Origin of the sequence: Pseudoalteromonas sp. 19-MNA-CIBAN-0066, assembly GCF_040308705.1 — a bacterium.
Lineage (GTDB): Bacteria > Pseudomonadota > Gammaproteobacteria > Enterobacterales > Alteromonadaceae > Pseudoalteromonas > Pseudoalteromonas nigrifaciens.
On the sequence record NZ_JBEONZ010000007.1, the window covers coordinates 31,092 to 48,492 of the forward strand.

At 41.1% G+C, this 17,401-nt stretch carries 16 protein-coding genes and 1 pseudogene; 6 read left to right on the forward strand and 11 right to left on the reverse strand.

The window, feature by feature from the left end; all coding sequences use genetic code 11:
- The first annotated feature begins 4 nt into the window (after positions 1–4).
- Positions 5–1,591: a nitric oxide reductase transcriptional regulator NorR gene (gene norR, locus AAEZ18_RS06370; RefSeq protein WP_089368866.1), complete on the forward strand. Its 1,587-nt coding sequence runs from the start codon at positions 5–7 to the stop codon at positions 1,589–1,591.
- A gap of 5 nt (positions 1,592–1,596) precedes the next feature.
- Here norR and AAEZ18_RS06375 read toward each other — a convergent pair whose 3' ends face one another.
- Together AAEZ18_RS06375 and AAEZ18_RS06380 are read right to left on the reverse strand one after the other, a co-directional pair.
- Complete coding sequence (locus AAEZ18_RS06375; RefSeq protein WP_089368867.1) at positions 1,597–1,827, reverse strand: hypothetical protein; 231 nt, start codon at positions 1,825–1,827, stop codon at positions 1,597–1,599.
- A pseudogene (locus AAEZ18_RS06380) lies at positions 1,827–2,722 on the reverse strand (LysR family transcriptional regulator). Before AAEZ18_RS06380 ends, AAEZ18_RS06375 begins: the two are co-directional and overlap by 1 nt.
- 354 nt (positions 2,723–3,076) lie before the next feature.
- Here AAEZ18_RS06380 and AAEZ18_RS06385 point away from each other — a divergent pair.
- Entirely contained in the window at positions 3,077–3,643 is a 567-nt protein-coding gene (locus tag AAEZ18_RS06385) for an NADPH-dependent FMN reductase (RefSeq protein ID WP_089368869.1), read from the forward strand.
- A gap of 12 nt (positions 3,644–3,655) precedes the next feature.
- Here AAEZ18_RS06385 and AAEZ18_RS06390 read toward each other — a convergent pair whose 3' ends face one another.
- Positions 3,656–4,096 carry a tellurite resistance TerB family protein gene (locus AAEZ18_RS06390; RefSeq protein WP_089368870.1) on the reverse strand — a complete coding sequence of 147 codons (441 nt, stop codon included), beginning with the start codon at positions 4,094–4,096 and terminating at the stop codon, positions 3,656–3,658.
- A gap of 100 nt (positions 4,097–4,196) precedes the next feature.
- Here AAEZ18_RS06390 and AAEZ18_RS06395 point away from each other — a divergent pair, with 100 nt between their 5' ends.
- The gene (locus AAEZ18_RS06395) at positions 4,197–4,553 is read left to right on the forward strand and encodes a hypothetical protein (protein ID WP_011329516.1); all 357 of its coding nucleotides are present in this window, start codon (positions 4,197–4,199) and stop codon (positions 4,551–4,553) included.
- A 2-nt stretch (positions 4,554–4,555) separates the two neighbouring features.
- Here the strand turns inward: AAEZ18_RS06395 and AAEZ18_RS06400 are convergent, their stop codons facing one another.
- The 6 genes from AAEZ18_RS06400 to fabR all read right to left on the reverse strand — a co-directional run bounded on the left by AAEZ18_RS06400 (position 4,556) and on the right by fabR (position 11,453).
- Complete coding sequence (locus AAEZ18_RS06400; RefSeq protein WP_011329517.1) at positions 4,556–5,149, reverse strand: hypothetical protein; 594 nt, start codon at positions 5,147–5,149, stop codon at positions 4,556–4,558.
- Positions 5,150–5,743: 594 nt separating this feature from the next.
- The gene (gene leuD / locus AAEZ18_RS06405; RefSeq protein WP_350594060.1) at positions 5,744–6,343 is read right to left on the reverse strand and encodes a 3-isopropylmalate dehydratase small subunit; all 600 of its coding nucleotides are present in this window, start codon (positions 6,341–6,343) and stop codon (positions 5,744–5,746) included.
- Complete coding sequence (gene leuC / locus AAEZ18_RS06410; RefSeq protein ID WP_011329520.1) at positions 6,343–7,743, reverse strand: 3-isopropylmalate dehydratase large subunit; 1,401 nt, start codon at positions 7,741–7,743, stop codon at positions 6,343–6,345. Before leuC ends, leuD begins: the two co-directional genes overlap by 1 nt.
- A 67-nt stretch (positions 7,744–7,810) precedes the next feature.
- Complete coding sequence (leuB, locus tag AAEZ18_RS06415) at positions 7,811–8,887, reverse strand: 3-isopropylmalate dehydrogenase (RefSeq protein ID WP_011329521.1); 1,077 nt, start codon at positions 8,885–8,887, stop codon at positions 7,811–7,813.
- The gene (gene leuA, locus AAEZ18_RS06420; RefSeq protein ID WP_011329522.1) at positions 8,884–10,437 is read right to left on the reverse strand and encodes a 2-isopropylmalate synthase; all 1,554 of its coding nucleotides are present in this window, start codon (positions 10,435–10,437) and stop codon (positions 8,884–8,886) included. The genes leuB and leuA overlap by 4 nt, the downstream gene beginning before the upstream one ends.
- Positions 10,438–10,832: 395 nt before the next feature.
- Positions 10,833–11,453 (reverse strand): HTH-type transcriptional repressor FabR, encoded by a 621-nt coding sequence (fabR, locus tag AAEZ18_RS06425; RefSeq protein ID WP_011329523.1) that lies wholly within the window; start codon positions 11,451–11,453, stop codon positions 10,833–10,835.
- A 126-nt stretch (positions 11,454–11,579) separates the two neighbouring features.
- On the opposite strand from fabR, the gene AAEZ18_RS06430 reads away from it, so the two are divergent.
- Both AAEZ18_RS06430 and sthA read left to right on the forward strand, forming a co-directional pair.
- Positions 11,580–12,713, forward strand: a complete 1,134-nt coding sequence (locus tag AAEZ18_RS06430) for an acyl-CoA desaturase (RefSeq protein WP_011329524.1) — start codon at positions 11,580–11,582, stop codon at positions 12,711–12,713.
- A gap of 13 nt (positions 12,714–12,726) precedes the next feature.
- Positions 12,727–14,157, forward strand: a complete 1,431-nt coding sequence (gene sthA / locus AAEZ18_RS06435; RefSeq protein ID WP_172459241.1) for a Si-specific NAD(P)(+) transhydrogenase — start codon at positions 12,727–12,729, stop codon at positions 14,155–14,157.
- Positions 14,158–14,327: 170 nt separating this feature from the next.
- Here the strand turns inward: sthA and hemE are convergent, their stop codons facing one another.
- Positions 14,328–15,392: a uroporphyrinogen decarboxylase gene (gene hemE, locus AAEZ18_RS06440; RefSeq protein ID WP_058374381.1), complete on the reverse strand. Its 1,065-nt coding sequence runs from the start codon at positions 15,390–15,392 to the stop codon at positions 14,328–14,330.
- A gap of 526 nt (positions 15,393–15,918) precedes the next feature.
- Between hemE and AAEZ18_RS06445 the strand changes: the two genes are divergently transcribed.
- Positions 15,919–16,389, forward strand: a complete 471-nt coding sequence (locus AAEZ18_RS06445; RefSeq protein ID WP_011329527.1) for an Rsd/AlgQ family anti-sigma factor — start codon at positions 15,919–15,921, stop codon at positions 16,387–16,389.
- A gap of 90 nt (positions 16,390–16,479) precedes the next feature.
- On the opposite strand, the gene fkpA is transcribed toward AAEZ18_RS06445, so the two are convergent.
- Positions 16,480–17,232 (reverse strand): FKBP-type peptidyl-prolyl cis-trans isomerase, encoded by a 753-nt coding sequence (fkpA, locus tag AAEZ18_RS06450; protein WP_011329528.1) that lies wholly within the window; start codon positions 17,230–17,232, stop codon positions 16,480–16,482.
- Between the last annotated feature and the right edge of the window lie 169 nt (positions 17,233–17,401).

Consider the following 17,401-nt stretch of genomic DNA (forward strand, 5'->3'; position numbering starts at 1 on the left):
TGACATGAGCAGCGCAATTAACTTCACTGCCGTAGCGGTAAAGCTGGCTCAAAGCACATTAGATAAAAACTGTTTTGAGCAATTACTTACTGTCCTTGAAACAGTGATTGCCAGTGATGCCAGCGCACTGCTTGAGCTACAAGGTGAGCAGCTCAAGCCACTTGCAATTAAAGGCTTAATGCCAGATAGCCTGGGGCGGCGTTTTAAGCTTAGTGAGCATCCGCGCTTAGAAGCTATTTGTAATACTCAGCAACCACTGCAATTTGCCCATGACTGTCCATTGCCCGATCCGTACGACGGCTTACTACTAGCAAAAACTGGCGACATTCCGGTACATGCTTGCTTAGGTTTACCCCTATTTTATCAACAACAGTTATTAGGTGTGATTACGTTTGACAGCCTAAATGCCAATGCCTTTAACGCTATTAGTGCGCAAACGCTTAGCACCTTACAAACGCTATGCAGCGCACATTTTAAAACGGCATTACAGCTGGCTCATTACAAATTACATGCACAGCATTCTAGCGCCTTAGTGCAAGAGCTTAACCGCGAAGCACTCACCCGTGATGGCGGCGAAATTATTGGTCAAAGCTCAGCAATACAAGCACTTAAAAATGATATAAAACTTGTCGCCGCCTCTAATTTTAGTGTGTTAATTTTAGGCGAAACCGGCGTAGGCAAAGAGCTGGTTGCACGTAATATTCATTTACACTCGAAACGCAGTGAGCAGCCACTTATTCATTTAAACTGTGCTTCGCTTGCTGAAAATCTCGCCGAAAGTGAGTTTTTTGGTCATGCTAAAGGCGCTTTTACTGGGGCGGATCATGCGCGCCAAGGTAAGTTTCAGCTAGCGCACGGTGGTACTTTATTTTTAGACGAAATAGGCGAGCTACCACTGGTACTACAAAGTAAATTGCTACGGGTATTACAAAGTGGCGAAATACAAACAGTAGGCGAAGACGAAGTGAAATATGTTGATGTGCGGGTTATTGCTGCTACTAATCGTAATTTAAAAAAAGAAGTAGCCGAAGGACGCTTTAGAGCCGATTTATACCATAGATTAAGTGTCTACCCGCTAACGGTAGCGCCGTTACGCCAGCGTGAAAACGATGTGGTTTTATTAGCTGGTTTTTTTGTTGAGCAAACCGCACGAAAATTAGCAATAAAACAACTTAAGTTAAGTGTCGATGCACAATTATTGTTAACCCAATATCAGTGGCCGGGTAACGTACGGGAGCTAGAGCATGTAATTAGCCGCGCAGCACTAAAGGCCAAACAAAGCCAATGGCAACAAGCCATTATTACCATAAAGCCCGAGCATTGTGAGCTAAACCTTAGTGCGAGTAATACAACACAGTTATCATTACCTGCTAGTACCACAAACACCACCACTGGCAGTAGCACTAACATAGCAGAGCAAAATTTATCACTTAAGCAAGCAACCGATACCTTTACCCATCATTTAATTAGTCAGCAGCTTGAGCAACATAATTATAACTGGGCAAGTGCAGCACGCACCTTAAAAGTAGACCGTGCAAACTTAGTTCGCTTGGCTAAACGCTTAGGTATTTCAGTCAAAAAGTCGCTATAAAATAGCTATAAAACCGTCAGTTCATCTAAGTTAGGGGCTTTACAGCAAGTAGCCCCCAGCAGAGCAGCAAGCGATTGATAGTGCGGCGAAAAATACAGTAACACTTCACAATGCAGTCCACTTTTTGCGTAATATTTAACGTAAAGTGGTGCGTTGGTAGCCTTTGCTAGCTGTTTTATTTTAGCCAGCTCTGCATCTGCAAACATAGCATCACCTAAGTTTTTATAATGCCACATTAGCTTGCTTTATTGGTTTGAAAATAGGTTTTTAACAATTGGCTAAACGCCTGTACCTTTGCGGTACGATGCACCAAATGATGCGTTACTAGCCATATATCAGTACACCAGATTAATTCATGAGATAAAATGGGTACTAAATTAGCGTATTGAGCCGCAACATTGTGCTGTAACCCACCAATTCCTAAGCCTTTAATTACAGCACGCGTAGCTTCTGAGGTTTCTGACACACGCAGTTTTATTTGCGGCGCTGCAATATGCTGATCTACCCATTCAAAATACGGCACCCGCGCATTAAAGCCCGCCACGCCAGAAATAAAGTTATGTTGCTGTAAATCACTCAGCGATTTAGGCATACCATATTTATTAATATATCGCTGATTAGCATATAAACCCGAGTTAAGCTGAGCCAAATGCTGTGCAATATAGTCGCCTTCATCGGGCCTTGGCCCTGCCCGTACGGCAATGTGCGCCTGACCGTGATCGAGCCGTAAACGCTTTTGCTCTAAAATCATCTCAAGCTGCACTTGTGGATGTAGCGCCTGAAATTGCTCGCACACATCGCCAAGCACATCCATAAAGCCACTAACCGTGGTTAACAGTAAACTGCCGCGCAGTGTGCTATCAGCCGCAGCAATATCATTATGTAACTGCTCAAGCGAGCTGTCGATCACTTGTGCGGTACTAAACAGCTTAGCGCCTGTTTCTGTTGCTTTATAGCCACGAGCATGGCGATGAAACAAACGTGTGTTTAAGTTTTTTCAAGATTATTAATTCGCCTAAGCACTGTACTATGGTGCACATTAAGCGCCTCTGCCGCCGCAGTTAAGGTACCTAAACGTGCAACCTCAAAAGCCACTTTAACATCTTGCCAATCTTCAAACTTAACCGCCATACTGTGCCACCTTAAACTTATGTGCATATACGCACATAAGTGTTGCGTTTATTCGGGTTTTCTTCAAGTCATTTTTTGGTAAAGTAGCCCCATATTATCTACATTAACCTGAACTCTGGTTAAGAGATTTACTAACATATTGAATCATCGTTATATTTAATTTTATTTTCTCTAGCCAGAGGTTTTCAGTGAAAACAAGGCGAATTTACGCGTCAATAGCTGGCCTATTGCAAGTAAATTCAACGCAGTTAGCGCTGAAGACAGCTGCTTGAGATAAGTTTATTATCCGGAGATCAGGTTACATTAGCCCGAACTTTGGTTAAGTGATTTACTAACACATTAGCAGGATAAACCATGACAGCACCAAAAATTATTGCTTTAGCAGGTAGTTTACGTAAAGACAGCTTTAATCAACAACTGATCAATGAAGCAGCACGCTTTGCATTAGAAAGTGGTGCAGAAGTAGAAATAATTAAACTTGCCGATTTAAATATCCCACTTTTTAATCAAGATATTGAAGCGCAAGGTACTCCTGCCGATGTGCAGCTGTTAAAAGAGAAGTTACGTGCTGCAGATGGTATTTTATTAGCCAGCCCTGAATACAATGGCTCTATTACTGCAGCGCTTAAAAATGCAATCGACTGGGCTTCTCGCACAGAGCAAGGTGCAGTACCTGCTTTTCGCAATAAAGTAGTGGCGTTATTTGCAGCATCGCCCGGTGGATTAGGTGGTCTACGTGGCTTAAACCACGTGCGTGATATTTTAAGTGGTGTTGGCTCATTAGTACTTGCCGATCAGCTAGCAGTACCGGCTGTGCATACTATACTCGATGAAAATGGCCAAATTAATAACCCAAATACAGCAGAAAAAGTGTCTGCATTAGCACAACAATTAGTAACTGTTGCCAGCAAGCTTAGCTAACCTGCTAAAGCTCTATTTTGTCGCCGCAATTTTAGCGGCGATAAAATCTACATGAGTTACATATAACAAGCCTGCCACTTTACGTATTACGTACTCTTCTTGCGGATCAATCTCACCATCGGCATAGGCTAAGCGCCATAATAACTCTATTATTTCAATGCGCTGCACAGCACTACAATGTTGGTTAATTTGTTTTGAAAACTGAAAATAATCTGTCGCGCTATCCACGCTACTGTTTGCATTATTTAGCAGCTCGTTTACGTCTGCATCGTTTAATGCAAAATAGCGTTTTAAGGTAGTCGTTAAAGTATGTTGTTCATCATCATCTAACTTAGCATCGGCGCGCATTACCTCAATTAATAATGCAGCAACCGCTGTTTTTAAATCATGCTCTTGCATACTTGGCTGTTGCTCATCGAATACAGAAAAAAGTTGTTTTATTTGTTTGAACATCACACTTTTCCTTATTGGGTGTTAAACTTAATATAAATAAATAGCGCTTAATACTGATAGTATTAATGGGTATAAAGTTCGAAAATTAAAGGAATTATTTATGCAAGGATTAAACATTAGCTTAGTTATTGGCAGTGCTTTGCTAGCTTGTTCAAGCGTAGGCACAGCTTTTGCCGAACAAGCAAAAACAGAAAAACTCTACGACTTTGATAATAAAGTACATTATTACCAAACAAAACTCGACGATGATAACTATAAAATAGAGATCCAGTCAGACGATTACAAACACTTTGCAAATCAGAGTGTATTTTTACTACGCCATGCTAATCGCTTATGCCTTAATAAAACATTTATGCTTAAAGTGCTGGATGGCGTGCAAGAGTACGAAAGTATGCCTACTAACCCTAGAGCTTACCAACCAGCATTAAGTGTTTTACTACAGTGCGAAGATGAATAATTTTAGTCTGTGTATCCCCAAGGGGCTGCTGGCGGAGTGATGGGTTTAGTTAAATCAAAATCCACTTTAAATTCGCGGCCTTGACGAATTAAACGATAAGTAAATACCTCAGGATAAATATACATTTGCCAAGTATTACCTACCGACTGTGCTATTCCTTGTGCAACAAATAATTCTTTTGAATATTGATCGGCAGGAAACGACTGCATTTGTGCAAAGCCAGCATCATTTGTATGCCCGCCATACATAGTTGAGATGTCGTTAGAACCATTTTTATGGCGATGGTCGTGCTTTAAGCTTAAGCCACTGCCCGTTTTAGTAATAATCCAAGTGCGCGATGCATCATCACCCACATGAAATGGCACTTGCAGCTCACTGTCGGTACATTTACGTACATGCATTACTAATTTTTTGCCCGCAAACGAGCTTGGTCCCGCGGCGTTATCAACACTTACCTTGCCTTCATAAGCTTTACCGCAATGTGCAGCAATATTACTAAAAAACGCATCGTGGCTAGCAATAGACACCAAAGGCGCAGGGCTTGCTACAACAGTTGATGAAGCCAATAATAAAGTGGCTGCAGTTAATAATTTCATCACATATTCCTTATAATAGTTTTTAGTACCATAGCCCTTTAACTCACTTAAAGGAAGTAATCACGATGAACCACCAAAGTGCAGGAGTAACCAACAAATGATACTTGCAACTCGCTGATAATTTTAAAATATAAATTGTTGCAATAAAATATAATAATTAAATACTGTCAACTGTAAAATTAATAACTAGCATGGAGCGCAGAACCAAATGACAAATTATATAGGCTTAATAATAGTCATATTATTATTGATTTTACAAAATCGTTATTACCTTTCCCTATGTAAATACCTTGTTCAGCAACACCCAAATTAATGGCAAAAGCTTACCCAAAACTCTTTAGATGGAACAGCACATGCCAACCTTGCTGAATCATTTAAAAATGGCTTTTTTGCGACCATAGATGACTCGAAAGTAACCCGTTTTCAAACCTTTAAAAGGATAAACTTATTAATAATAGCAGCCATTTCCGCCGCTAGTTTAGCTACTGCATTTTTATTTTGAACAAATTGATAAAACAATTAATGTGTTGCCGCTAAAATAAAAAAGCGCAGCTTATGCTGCGCTAAATACGTCTTTTTATTTATTTTAACAACTTACTGCCAAGGACGCTCTGCAGCAAGTTGCTGCTCAAACGCGTCTATTTGTGGGTTAAGCGTTTCGGTTACGCCAATAAAGTCTAGGCCGCTTAATAGGCGCTCTTTTACATCTTTGCGAATATCAAAACTAATGGGGGCAAATTTAGTGCTAGTCAGTGTTTGATTTTCAAGATCGATGTCGATATGAATATCGTCATGTTGCTCACTTAACACAAATAATTGCTCTAGCGTATCGGCTGGCAGTGCAATAGCGAGCATTTGATTATTGCCACAGTTATTGAAGAAAATATCGGCAAAGCTTTCAGCCAAAATCACTTCAAAACCATATTGCTTTAGTGCCCATGGCGCGTGTTCGCGTGATGACCCACAACCAAAGTTGTCGCGCGTTAGTAATATTTGCGCGCCTTGGTAGCAAGGACGATTTAAAATAAAATCAGGGTTTGGCTCGTCATTTTCTAAATAGCGCCAATCATAAAATAATGCGGCATCAAAGCCTTCGCGGCTGGTTGAGGTTAAAAACTGCTTTGGAATAATTTGATCCGTGTCCACGTTGTTTTTATCCAATGGGGCCATTAAGCCACTAAAATAAATGCTCATTAGGCTTCTCCTCTAATATCAACAAAGTGACCATGTATAGCTGCCGCAGCGGCCATTGCAGGGCTAACCAAATGGGTGCGCCCGCCACGGCCTTGACGTCCTTCAAAGTTACGATTTGAGGTGGATGCACAGCGTTTACCTGCACCTAAGCGGTCGTCGTTCATTGCTAAACACATTGAACAACCCGGTTCACGCCACTCAAAGCCAGCTGCTTTAAAAATATCTGCTAAGCCTTCGTCTTCGGCTTGTTTTTTAACTAAACCAGAACCCGGTACAATTAACGCTTCAATACCGGCAACTACTTTTTTGCCTTCGACTATTTTTGCTGCTGCACGTAAATCTTCAATACGACTATTGGTGCACGAGCCAATAAACACGGTATCTACTTTTGCACTTGATAACTTTTCGCCCGCTTTTAGGCCCATGTACTTTAATGCACTGCGGATCGCGTCAGCTTTAATTAGGTCAGGTTCTTTATCAGGATCAGGAATACACTCGTCTACGCCAATCACTTGCTCTGGGCTAGTGCCCCAAGTAATTTGTGGCTGAATGCTGCTGGCCTCCAGCTCAACAACATGATCAAACTGCGCACCGTCATCTGTTTTTAATGTTTCCCAATACTTAACAGCTGCGTCAAAATCAGCGCCTTTAGGAGCAAATGGGCGACCTTTTAGGTAATCATAAGTGATTTGGTCAGAAGCAATTAAACCTGCTTTGGCACCCATTTCTATACTCATATTACACAACGTCATACGTGCTTCCATCGACAACGCTTCAATTCCTTCACCGCAAAATTCTGCAACGTAGCCCGTGCCACCCGCTGTACCTAATTTACCAATAACCGCCATAATTAAGTCTTTTGCAGTAACGGTGGGGCGCAAACGGCCATTTATTTGAATTTTTAACGACTTAGCCTTTTTTTGTTGCAATGTTTGCGTTGCTAATACGTGTTCAACCTCTGAGGTGCCAATACCGTGAGCAAGCGCACCAAATGCACCATGAGTCGACGTATGGCTGTCACCACATACTATGGTAGTGCCAGGCAAAGTTATACCCTGCTCTGGCCCCATAACATGCACTATGCCTTGGTTAATTGAGTTTAAATCGTAAAGCACAATGCCAAACTCTTTACAGTTTGCATCTAGTGCCATTAATTGATTTTTCGACACTTCGCTAGCAGCATCCAATGAGCGACTTTTGGTCGATACATTATGATCCATAGTAGCAAAGGTTTTTTCTGGGCAGCGTACAGTGCGGTTTTTTTCACGCAAACCAGCAAAGGCTTGTGGTGACGTAACTTCGTGTACTAAATGACGGTCAATATAAAGTAAATCGGTTTGCTCGTTGATACTGGCAATTGTATGTGCTTGCCAAATTTTGTCGTATAACGTTTGGGCCACTTGCTAATCCCCTAATCTGTTTTGAGCCGCAGCCTAACGGAGCTGCGGCATTAAAATGTGTTTTTAGTTAAATGCGTGCAACAATCGCTGCAGCAACATCATTGGTAGTGTAGCCAGCGTTTGGAAATATATCTGGCGTACCTACGCCCGCTGCAACGGCTTCAGCTACTGCTTTTTCAATGGTGCGTGCAGCTTCGTCTTGGCCCAATGAGTAACGCAGCATTAGTGCGGCACTTAAAATTTGTGCAATCGGATTTGCCACGCCTTTACCTGCAATATCGGGGGCTGAGCCACCGGCAGGCTCGTATAAACCAAAGCCCGACTGGTTCAAACTAGCCGATGGTAATAACCCCATAGAGCCGGTGATCATCGCGCACTCATCAGACAAAATATCGCCAAATAAGTTATCGCACAGTAATACATCAAACTGGCTTGGTTGTTTTACAAGCTGCATTGCTGCGTTATCTACGTAAATATAATCAAGTTTTACTTCTGGGTAGTCTTTACTTACTTCGGTAACAACTTCGCGCCATAGTACGCTTGATGCTAAAACGTTGGCTTTATCAACCGAAGTAACATGGCTACTACGCAGTTTTGCGGCTTCAAAGGCAAAACGTGCAATACGTTCTATTTCTTTACGTGAGTATCTTTGCGTATCGAATGCTGATTCATTTTCGCCTTCGCCGCTGCGCCCTTTTTCACCAAAATAAATGCCACCGGTTAGCTCACGTACACACAAAATGTCAAAGCCTTGCTCGCTAATATCAGCGCGTAGTGGCGATGCGGTGCTTAGTGCTGGTAATAATTGTGCTGGGCGTAAATTACAAAACAAACCAAAGTGTTTGCGCAGTGGTAACAGTGATCCACGCTCAGGTTGCTCATCGGGCGGTAAATGTTCCCACTTTGGACCACCAACAGCACCAAATAAAATAGCATCGGCATTTTCACAGGCTGTAACTGTACTTTGTGGTAAGGCTTTTCCATGCTTATCGATGGCTGCCCCACCAATTGCATGGTGTTCGCGGTTTAGAGTAAAACCAAACTTATTGCTCACTGCATCCAGTACTTGCTCTGCTGCTGCCATTATTTCTGGGCCAATACCATCACCCGCTAATACGGCTACACTGTAGTTTGTTTTACTCATCCTGCTTTCCTTTGTTGTTTTAAATCAGACACTTTTTGTGCGCGATAAATTAAATTATAAACACGAACCATAGCGCGTACCGACGCTTCCACCACATCTGCTGCTATGCCGGCACCGTGATAAGGGCGGCCGTTAAATTTAGCAATAATGTTTACCTGCCCAAGTGAACTTGCACCTTGGCCTGTGGCTTCTAAGTTATACTCAATCATTTCTACGCTCATTCCGGTTAAGCGCTCAATAGCAGCAAAAGAGGCTTCAACTGGGCCATTCCCCGTTGCTGCTTCTTGTTTAGCTTCGCCATCTATCAACATGCCAATAGTAGAGCTGGCTACCGATTGTGAGTTAGATACCGAGTTAACAAACTCTAATTGGTACTTTTCGTCTTTGTCGTTAATTTGATTAAAGTAAATCATCGCTTCAAGGTCGTAATCGTATACAGTACCTTTTTGATCAGCCAAGGCTATAAAACTTTCGTATAGACTATCCATATCGTAATCAGACTTTTGATAGCCTAATTCTTCTAAGCGATGTTCAATAACATGGCGTCCAGAGCGTGAAGTCATATTTAATTGGTTGCTCGGTACTCCTACACTTTCTGGCGACATGATTTCGTAGGTGTTTTGCGCTTTTAATACGCCGTCTTGATGTATACCTGAGCTGTGTGCAAAGGCGTTCTCGCCCACAATGGCTTTATTAGGCTGTACTGGCATATTACAAATTTTAGCCACTTGGCGAGATGCGCGATAAATTTCTTCACTTTTAATATCGGTATACACGTTTAAGTGGTCTTTGCGCATTTTCATGATCATTGCCACTTCTTCAAGTGAGCAGTTACCCGCACGTTCACCAATGCCGTTAATGGTACACTCAATTTGGCGAGCACCCGCTTGCACAGCAGCAATAGAGTTGGCAACAGCTAAGCCTAAATCGTTATGGCAATGCACACTTAAGCGTGCTTTATCAATATTTGGCACATTGTTCATTAAATGACGGATCATGCCTGCGTATTCGTCCGGCGTTACAAAGCCAACTGTATCGGGTAAATTAATAGTAGAAGCACCGGCTTTAATGGCCTGCTCTACAATGCGGCATAAATCCCAATGCGGTGTACGTCCGGCGTCCTCACACGAAAACTCCACATCATCGGTATAGTTACGTGCTAATTTAATTGATTTAACTGCCATAGCAGTGGCATCGTCCAAGCTCATGCGTAACTTGTGCTCAAGGTGCAAAGGACTGGTAGCAATAAAAGTATGAATTCGACTTTGCTGCGCGTTACGAAGTGCTTCGCCACATGCTTCAATGTCTTTAGCAACTGAGCGCGCTAGGCCACAAATAATTGGCCCTTTAACCTCGGTAGCAATACGCTGCACGGAGCGAAAATCTGCTGGGCTCGATACCGGAAAACCCACTTCCATTACATCTACATTTAAGCGACTAATGGTGTGCGCTAGCTGAATTTTATCATCTTCGGTAAGGCTTGCTTTAAGCGCCTGCTCACCATCACGTAATGTGGTATCAAAAATCCATACTTTATCTTGGTCTTGCATAACAGCCTCTCATTCCAATGCTATTTATTGTTAACTTATCCTACCGCGAGATAAAAAAAACCCCGCAAGTGCGGGGTTTTTTTATGTTTAGCTCAATGCAAACACACTAATCCCCGCTCACTTGCCATAGCAGTAAGAGGTTCAGTTTTAGTGTAATTAAACGAATAATATGCATCTTGCTTTCTTATTTGTGTCGAGTGAGGCTTATTTTTAACATTACCATGCACAAGGTGCAAGCATAAAAATTCTAATTTTTGTATTTAACATCGCTTTAAACAGAAATAATTATGCACTAAAGAAAGGTTTGGTGAGGTTTTTTAACAATAAAGCACCGCAAAGTGCTTAAATTACTAAGCACTGTAAAGCACAGTGCTTAGATTAACTTTTTACTCTGTTTAAATCTCTTTATTTGTTTCTCGCACATAATGCGTTGCACCACGAGTAATGTAGCGCAATTGCCAAATAACACGCTCTACTAACTCATCGCGTTGTAAGCCCTCTAAATCAAGCGCTTCTGCTCCAGCATTAAATACCAGTGTTACCATGGCTTCAGATTGAATATACGCATGGGTGGCATCGCATTTTGTTTCGCTTTCTAGGTAGTGCGCCAACTCTAAAATAAAGTGCTTAACTTCGCGTGCTACCGCCGCTCTAAACGCTTTTGAAGTACCAGATCGTTCGCGCAGTAATAACCTAAATTGATTACTCGAGTTGTCAATAAACTCCATAAAGGTCACCACCGAGGTATTTATTACGCTACCACCGCTGGCAATGCGTCGGCGCGCTTGGCGCATAAGTTGACGCAGGGTTAAACCCGCTTCATCAACCATGGTTAAACCCAATTCGTTCATATCTTTAAAATGTCGATAGAAAGAAGTTGGTGCAATACCGGCTTCACGCGCAACTTCGCGTAAACTTAAGTTTGAAAAGCTATGATCGGCACTCAACTGATTGAATGCCGCCTCAATTAACGCTTGTCGTGTTTTTTGTTTCTGTTGCGCTCTAACACCCGACATCAACAGCTCCCTGAATGAATTTATAGCAAATTTTGATTAAAATAGTTTAATTACTCAGTCTAATACTTGACGCCAAGAGTTTGAAACATTATTTTAGCTTACAGTTGTACGCTGAGATAGAGAATTATGAACAAACCACCACTTATTTGGACCAACGTCCTATTTTTTAGCCTTACTTTTTTGGCCGCGATAACGCTTGTGCCTTGGTATGGTATTAACTACGGATTTTCTAGTGCCCACTGGATTGCCTTTGTCGGCTGTATGTTTTATGCAGGCTTATCAATTACTGCCGGTTACCACAGATTGTGGGCACATAAAACCTATAACGCCCATCCGGCGGTTGAGTTTGTGTTTGCCTTAGGCGGTGCATTTGCACTGCAAAACAGTGCACTACATTGGAGCAGCGACCACCGTGTGCATCACGGCCAAGTTGACGACCCAATAAAAGACCCTTATGCCGCAACCAATGGTTTTTGGTATAGCCATATTGGCTGGATGTTACGTGACTATCAAGCTGATAGCTACGGCGATTACAGTAACTGTCGCGATTTACAACGCAATAAAATTGTAATGTGGCAACACAAACATTATTTAAAGTTAGCTCTTTTAATGAATGTAGGCCTACCTCTTACGCTAGGATTACTAGTTGGCGATGTATGGGGCATGTTATTACTTGCCGGTTTACTGCGCTTAGTACTTAGTCAGCACTTTACCTTTTTTATTAATTCGGTAGCCCATATTTGGGGCTCTCGTCCGTACACCGAAAAAAATACCGCCCGCGACAACGGCTTTTTAGCCCTATTTACATATGGCGAGGGGTATCATAACTTTCACCATATTTTTGCCAGTGATTACCGTAACGGCATTAGGTGGTTTCATTATGACCCCACTAAATGGGTTATTCGCTCGTTAGCTGCCCTTGGTTTAGCCAGTAAACTAAAGCGCACACCGGTTGAACGCATTGAAAAAGCCAAGGCCGAAACTTTAATGAGCAAAACACAAGTTCGTCTTGCAAAATTGCCTTTAGCACAAGATAAGCTTACATTATTACAACAAGAATATGATTTACTGCTGAAAAAACTGCAAAATTATTGTTCACTACAAAAACAAGTGTTAGAAGTTAAAAAAAATAACATGGCAAAGCAGTGTGAACGTTCAGCATTAATGGCACAATACCATGAGCTGGAAGCCGCCTGGGAAAACCAAAAGCAGGCATGGCTAGCACTTAATGCGAGGTTATTAAAAGCCTCTTTTAGTTAATATAGGAGTGGCTGTGGCCAAACAACCAGAAAAGAAAAAAACACCCGTGACATACCAATATGATGCAGTAATTATTGGCACGGGTCCTGGCGGTGAAGGTACCGCTATGAACCTTTCAAAAAATAACAAAAAAGTGGCTGTTATTGAACGCCACGAAGCCGTAGGTGGGGGCTGTGTACATTGGGGAACCATTCCCTCTAAAGCCCTACGTCACTCGGTTAGCCGTTATATAGAATATAAAACAAACCCTTTATTTAATACCGGTGATCGACTTGCTCGACTCACTTTTCCTGACATTTTACGCCATGCCAGCTCAGTTATTTCTAAGCAGTCTAATTTACGTAGCAGTTTTTACGACCGTAACCGTATTCAAATGTTTCAAGGTGACGCGCGTTTTATTGATAAACATACAGTTGAAGTAACTCGCCAAGATGGTTCAACTGAGCGTTTAACGGCCAAGACTATTGTTATTGCTACAGGTTCGCGCCCATACCGTCCGCCAGAAGTAGACTTTACCCATTCTCGTATTTACGACAGCGATACTATTTTAGGGTTAACCCACGATCCACATCGCGTACTTATTTATGGTGCGGGTGTAATTGGTTGTGAGTATGCCTCTATTTTTAAAGGCTTAGGTGCCAAAGTTGATTTAGTTAACACTCGCGACCGCCTACTTGCCTTTATGGACACAGAAATATCTGACGCGCTGAGTTATCACTTTTGGAATAGCGGTATTGTAATTCGTCATAACGAAGAGTTTGATCATATTGAAACCCGTGATGACTGTGTAATTATGCATTTAAAATCGGGTAAACGCGTAAAAGCTGACTGTATTTTGTTTGCTAATGGCCGCACCGGTAATACCGACAAGCTTAACCTTGAAGCAATTGGCTTAAAACCTGATAGCCGTGGTCAGTTAAAAGTAAACGAAACCTATCAAACCGAAATTGACAACGTATACGCTGTAGGCGATGTGATTGGTTACCCAAGCCTAGCGAGTGCCGCATTTGACCAAGGCCGTATTGCAGCTGATGCAATTTCCTGTGGCAACTGTGATGAAAAACTGATTATTGATATTCCAGCGGGTATTTATACTATTCCTGAAATGAGCTCAGTAGGTAAAACCGAGCAGCAACTTACTGCTGCTAAAGTTCCGTATGAAGTAGGTCGTGCGCAATTTAAACACCTTGCGCGTGCGCAAATTGCGGGTACTGAAGTGGGTACTTTAAAAATATTATTTCATACAGAAACCAAAGAAGTACTGGGTGTACATTGCTTTGGTGAGCGCGCCTCAGAAATTGTCCACATTGGCCAAGCCATAATGGAGCAAAAAAATGGCGGCAATAATATTGAATACTTTGTAAATACCACTTTTAACTACCCAACTATGGCTGAAGCCTACCGAGTTGCAGCGTTAAATGGATTAAATCGCTTATTTAAATAAAGCTTTTAAGCTAGGAATAACCTATGTAATGCGGTTATTTGATAAATACGCATAAGTGCCAAACACGCCTTATTAAAAAGCCCGCTTACTAAAAATAGTAAGCGGGCTTTTTGTTGTTTAGCATGCAGTAAAGTAACACACTAAACACTCAGTACTTTATTTGGTATTAATTACTTATGGTATTTAGCACTGAACTCATGCACGGCATTAATAAACACACCCGCATTTTCAGGGTCTACATCTGGTGTAATACCATGGCCAAGGTTAAATACATGGCCATTACCTGTGCCAAAGTCTTCTAAAATAGTCGCTACTTCTTGACGAATACGCTCTGGCGTACCGTGCAGCATTGATGGGTCCATATTACCTTGTAATGCTACTTTGTCGCCTACACGGCGCTTAGCATCGCTAATATTAATGGTCCAATCAAGGCCGATAGCATCACAACCAGTTGCTGCAATTGCTTCAATCCATTGGCCACCATTTTTAGTAAACAAAGTAACTGGTACTCTACGGCCATCGTATTCACGAATTAAACCATCAACAATTTTGTGCATGTACTGCAATGAAAACTCATTGTAGTCGCGCGGGCTTAATACACCGCCCCATGAGTCAAACACCATTAACGATTGTGCACCGGCTTTAATTTGCGCATTTAAGTAATCGATAACCGAATCAGCTAGTTTATCGAGTAATAAATGTAGCGTTTGCGGCTCTGCAAATGCCATTTTTTTAATTTTGCCAAATACTTTGCTGCTGCCGCCTTCAACCATATAAGTCGCTAACGTCCACGGTGAACCCGAAAAACCAATTAATGGTACTTCGCCTTTTAGTTCACGACGAATAGTACTAACCGCATTCATTACATAACCAAGATCGTCGTTTGGATCTAGCTTAGGAATTTTTTTAACATCGGCAAGCGATGAAATTGGACGCTCGAACTTTGGACCTTCACCCGTTTCAAAGTACAGACCTAAGCCCATAGCATCTGGAATGGTTAAAATATCACTAAATAAAATAGCGGCATCTAACGGGTAGCGGCGTAATGGTTGTAGTGTTACTTCGCAAGCAAGCTCAGCATTTCTACACAGGCTCATAAAATCGCCCGCTTGTGCACGTGTAGCACGGTATTCTGGTAAATAGCGTCCTGCTTGGCGCATCATCCATACTGGAGTTACATCAACAGGTTGTTTTGCAAGTGCACGTAAATAACGGTCGTTTTTTAATTCGCTCATAGCGTAAAATAATCCTAATGCTTATAGAAATTGAGCAAGATTGTACCACCATATTCATTACCTCTCTATCGCTAAGCGATTAAATTGACAGCAACAGGAGGTAGATCAAGATGTTTTGAGTTTTTAACTGTTTTTGACTATTAAACAAGCAAACAGTAGCAACATTTAAAACTTTTCATTAATATGTTTGCAACATACTTAAATCCTTGGTATTGTTTATCCCGCGTTAACAAAAACAATAATAAAAATCTTAAAACAATAAAAATAAAAGTTTTAAAATAACAATAACAAAAATCTTCTAATAAAAATAAGAAAGCTTGTTACAACAAGCCATAGAAAAAAATTAAGCCACCGTAACAGGTGGTTTTTTCTTGCCTGCAATAAATTATCAATTCCCTACAAATAAAATAAACTGCTTCTAGATCATCTATTTTACTAGTTGATATACACATCAATTAACTATATCTTGAGGTATAAACAATTTTTACTTTTAACTAAAAAACCAACCCAGCTTAGGAGAACGATTATGCTGACGCGTGTAGAAAATGCTCAACAAAAGTGGGGGGGTAGCCATACTGTAATTGATAAATGGCTAAACGAGCGACAACGCCTCATTGTGCTTTATTGTAAGCTAGCTGGGTTTTCACCTTCTGATAAAAAAGATCATGCCCTGCCTGAACCACAACAAATTGAAACGTTTTGCCAAATTTTAATGGATTACTTATCTGCCGGTCACTTTGAAATATACGATGACATTGCTAAGGCTTGTGAAAGTAAAGGCCCAGAAAGCCAATTGCTAGCAAATGCTATTTACCCAAAAATAACAGATACCACCGACATTGCGCTAGATTTTAACGATAAATACGCTGAAGTTGATAAAGAAGATTTATTAGTAGGCTTTGACAATGACTTATCTGTTCTTGGTGAAGCACTTGAAGCGCGCTTTGCGCTAGAAGATGAGCTTATTGATAACTTATTTGCTAATCATACGGATTAACAAGCGCACCGTTATTTATACGCATTAAAAAAGGGACTTAAAGTCCCTTTTTGTATATGTAGGCTAAATTATTTTTAGCTTATATCTTATTTACTCTGCTGCTGCAGCATCTGCATCGCTTTGAATTTCTAATAATTCCACTTCAAATACAAGTGTTGAATTAGCAGGAATTTTACCTAAATCACGGTCGCCATAAGCTAGCTCAGAAGGAATTGTAAATTTATATTTAGAACCAACAGGCATAAGTTGTAAACCTTCAGTCCAACCAGTAATTACACGGTTAAGAGGGAAAGTTGTTGGCTCGTTACGTGAATATGAGCTATCAAATTCAGTGCCATCTAAAAGTGTGCCTTTATAATGTACTTTAACTACATCAGTTGCAGCTGGTTTTTCGCCATCACCTTGAGTAATCACTTCGTACTGTAAGCCAGACTCAGTAACAGTAACGCCTTCTTTTTTAGCGTTATCAGCTAGGTATTTTACACCCGCTTCTTTGCTTTTTTCAGACTCTACTTTTGCTTGTGCTTCTTGCTTAGTACGCACTGATGTATCTAACTCAGTTAATACTTCGCGAATTTTTTCTTCGTCAATTTTTGCATTACCAGCAAGTGCATCTTCAAAACCACGAATTAACAGCGCTTGGTCTAGTTCAATACCAATTTCTTTTTTATCGGCTAAGTCTTTATTTAAAAAGTTACCTACCGATGCGCCAATACCGTATGCTTGTTGCTGCGCTACAGTGTCTAGTTTAACTTCAGCTTGCTCTTTTTTTGCTTCTTGATTACATGCTGTAAGCGCTAAAACTGACGCTGCAATCAATGACAATTTAATCGTCTTTTTCATTTTAAATCTCCGACACACTTTGCAGTTGCCATTTATTGTATTATTACTAGTTAAAGATTAACGACCTACATGATAGGCTGCTTGTTTAATAACTAAAATTTACGTTGTTAGCTAAACTAAAAACATATCCAGTGATTAGACAAACAACCTAGGCCTTCAACGAGACCTA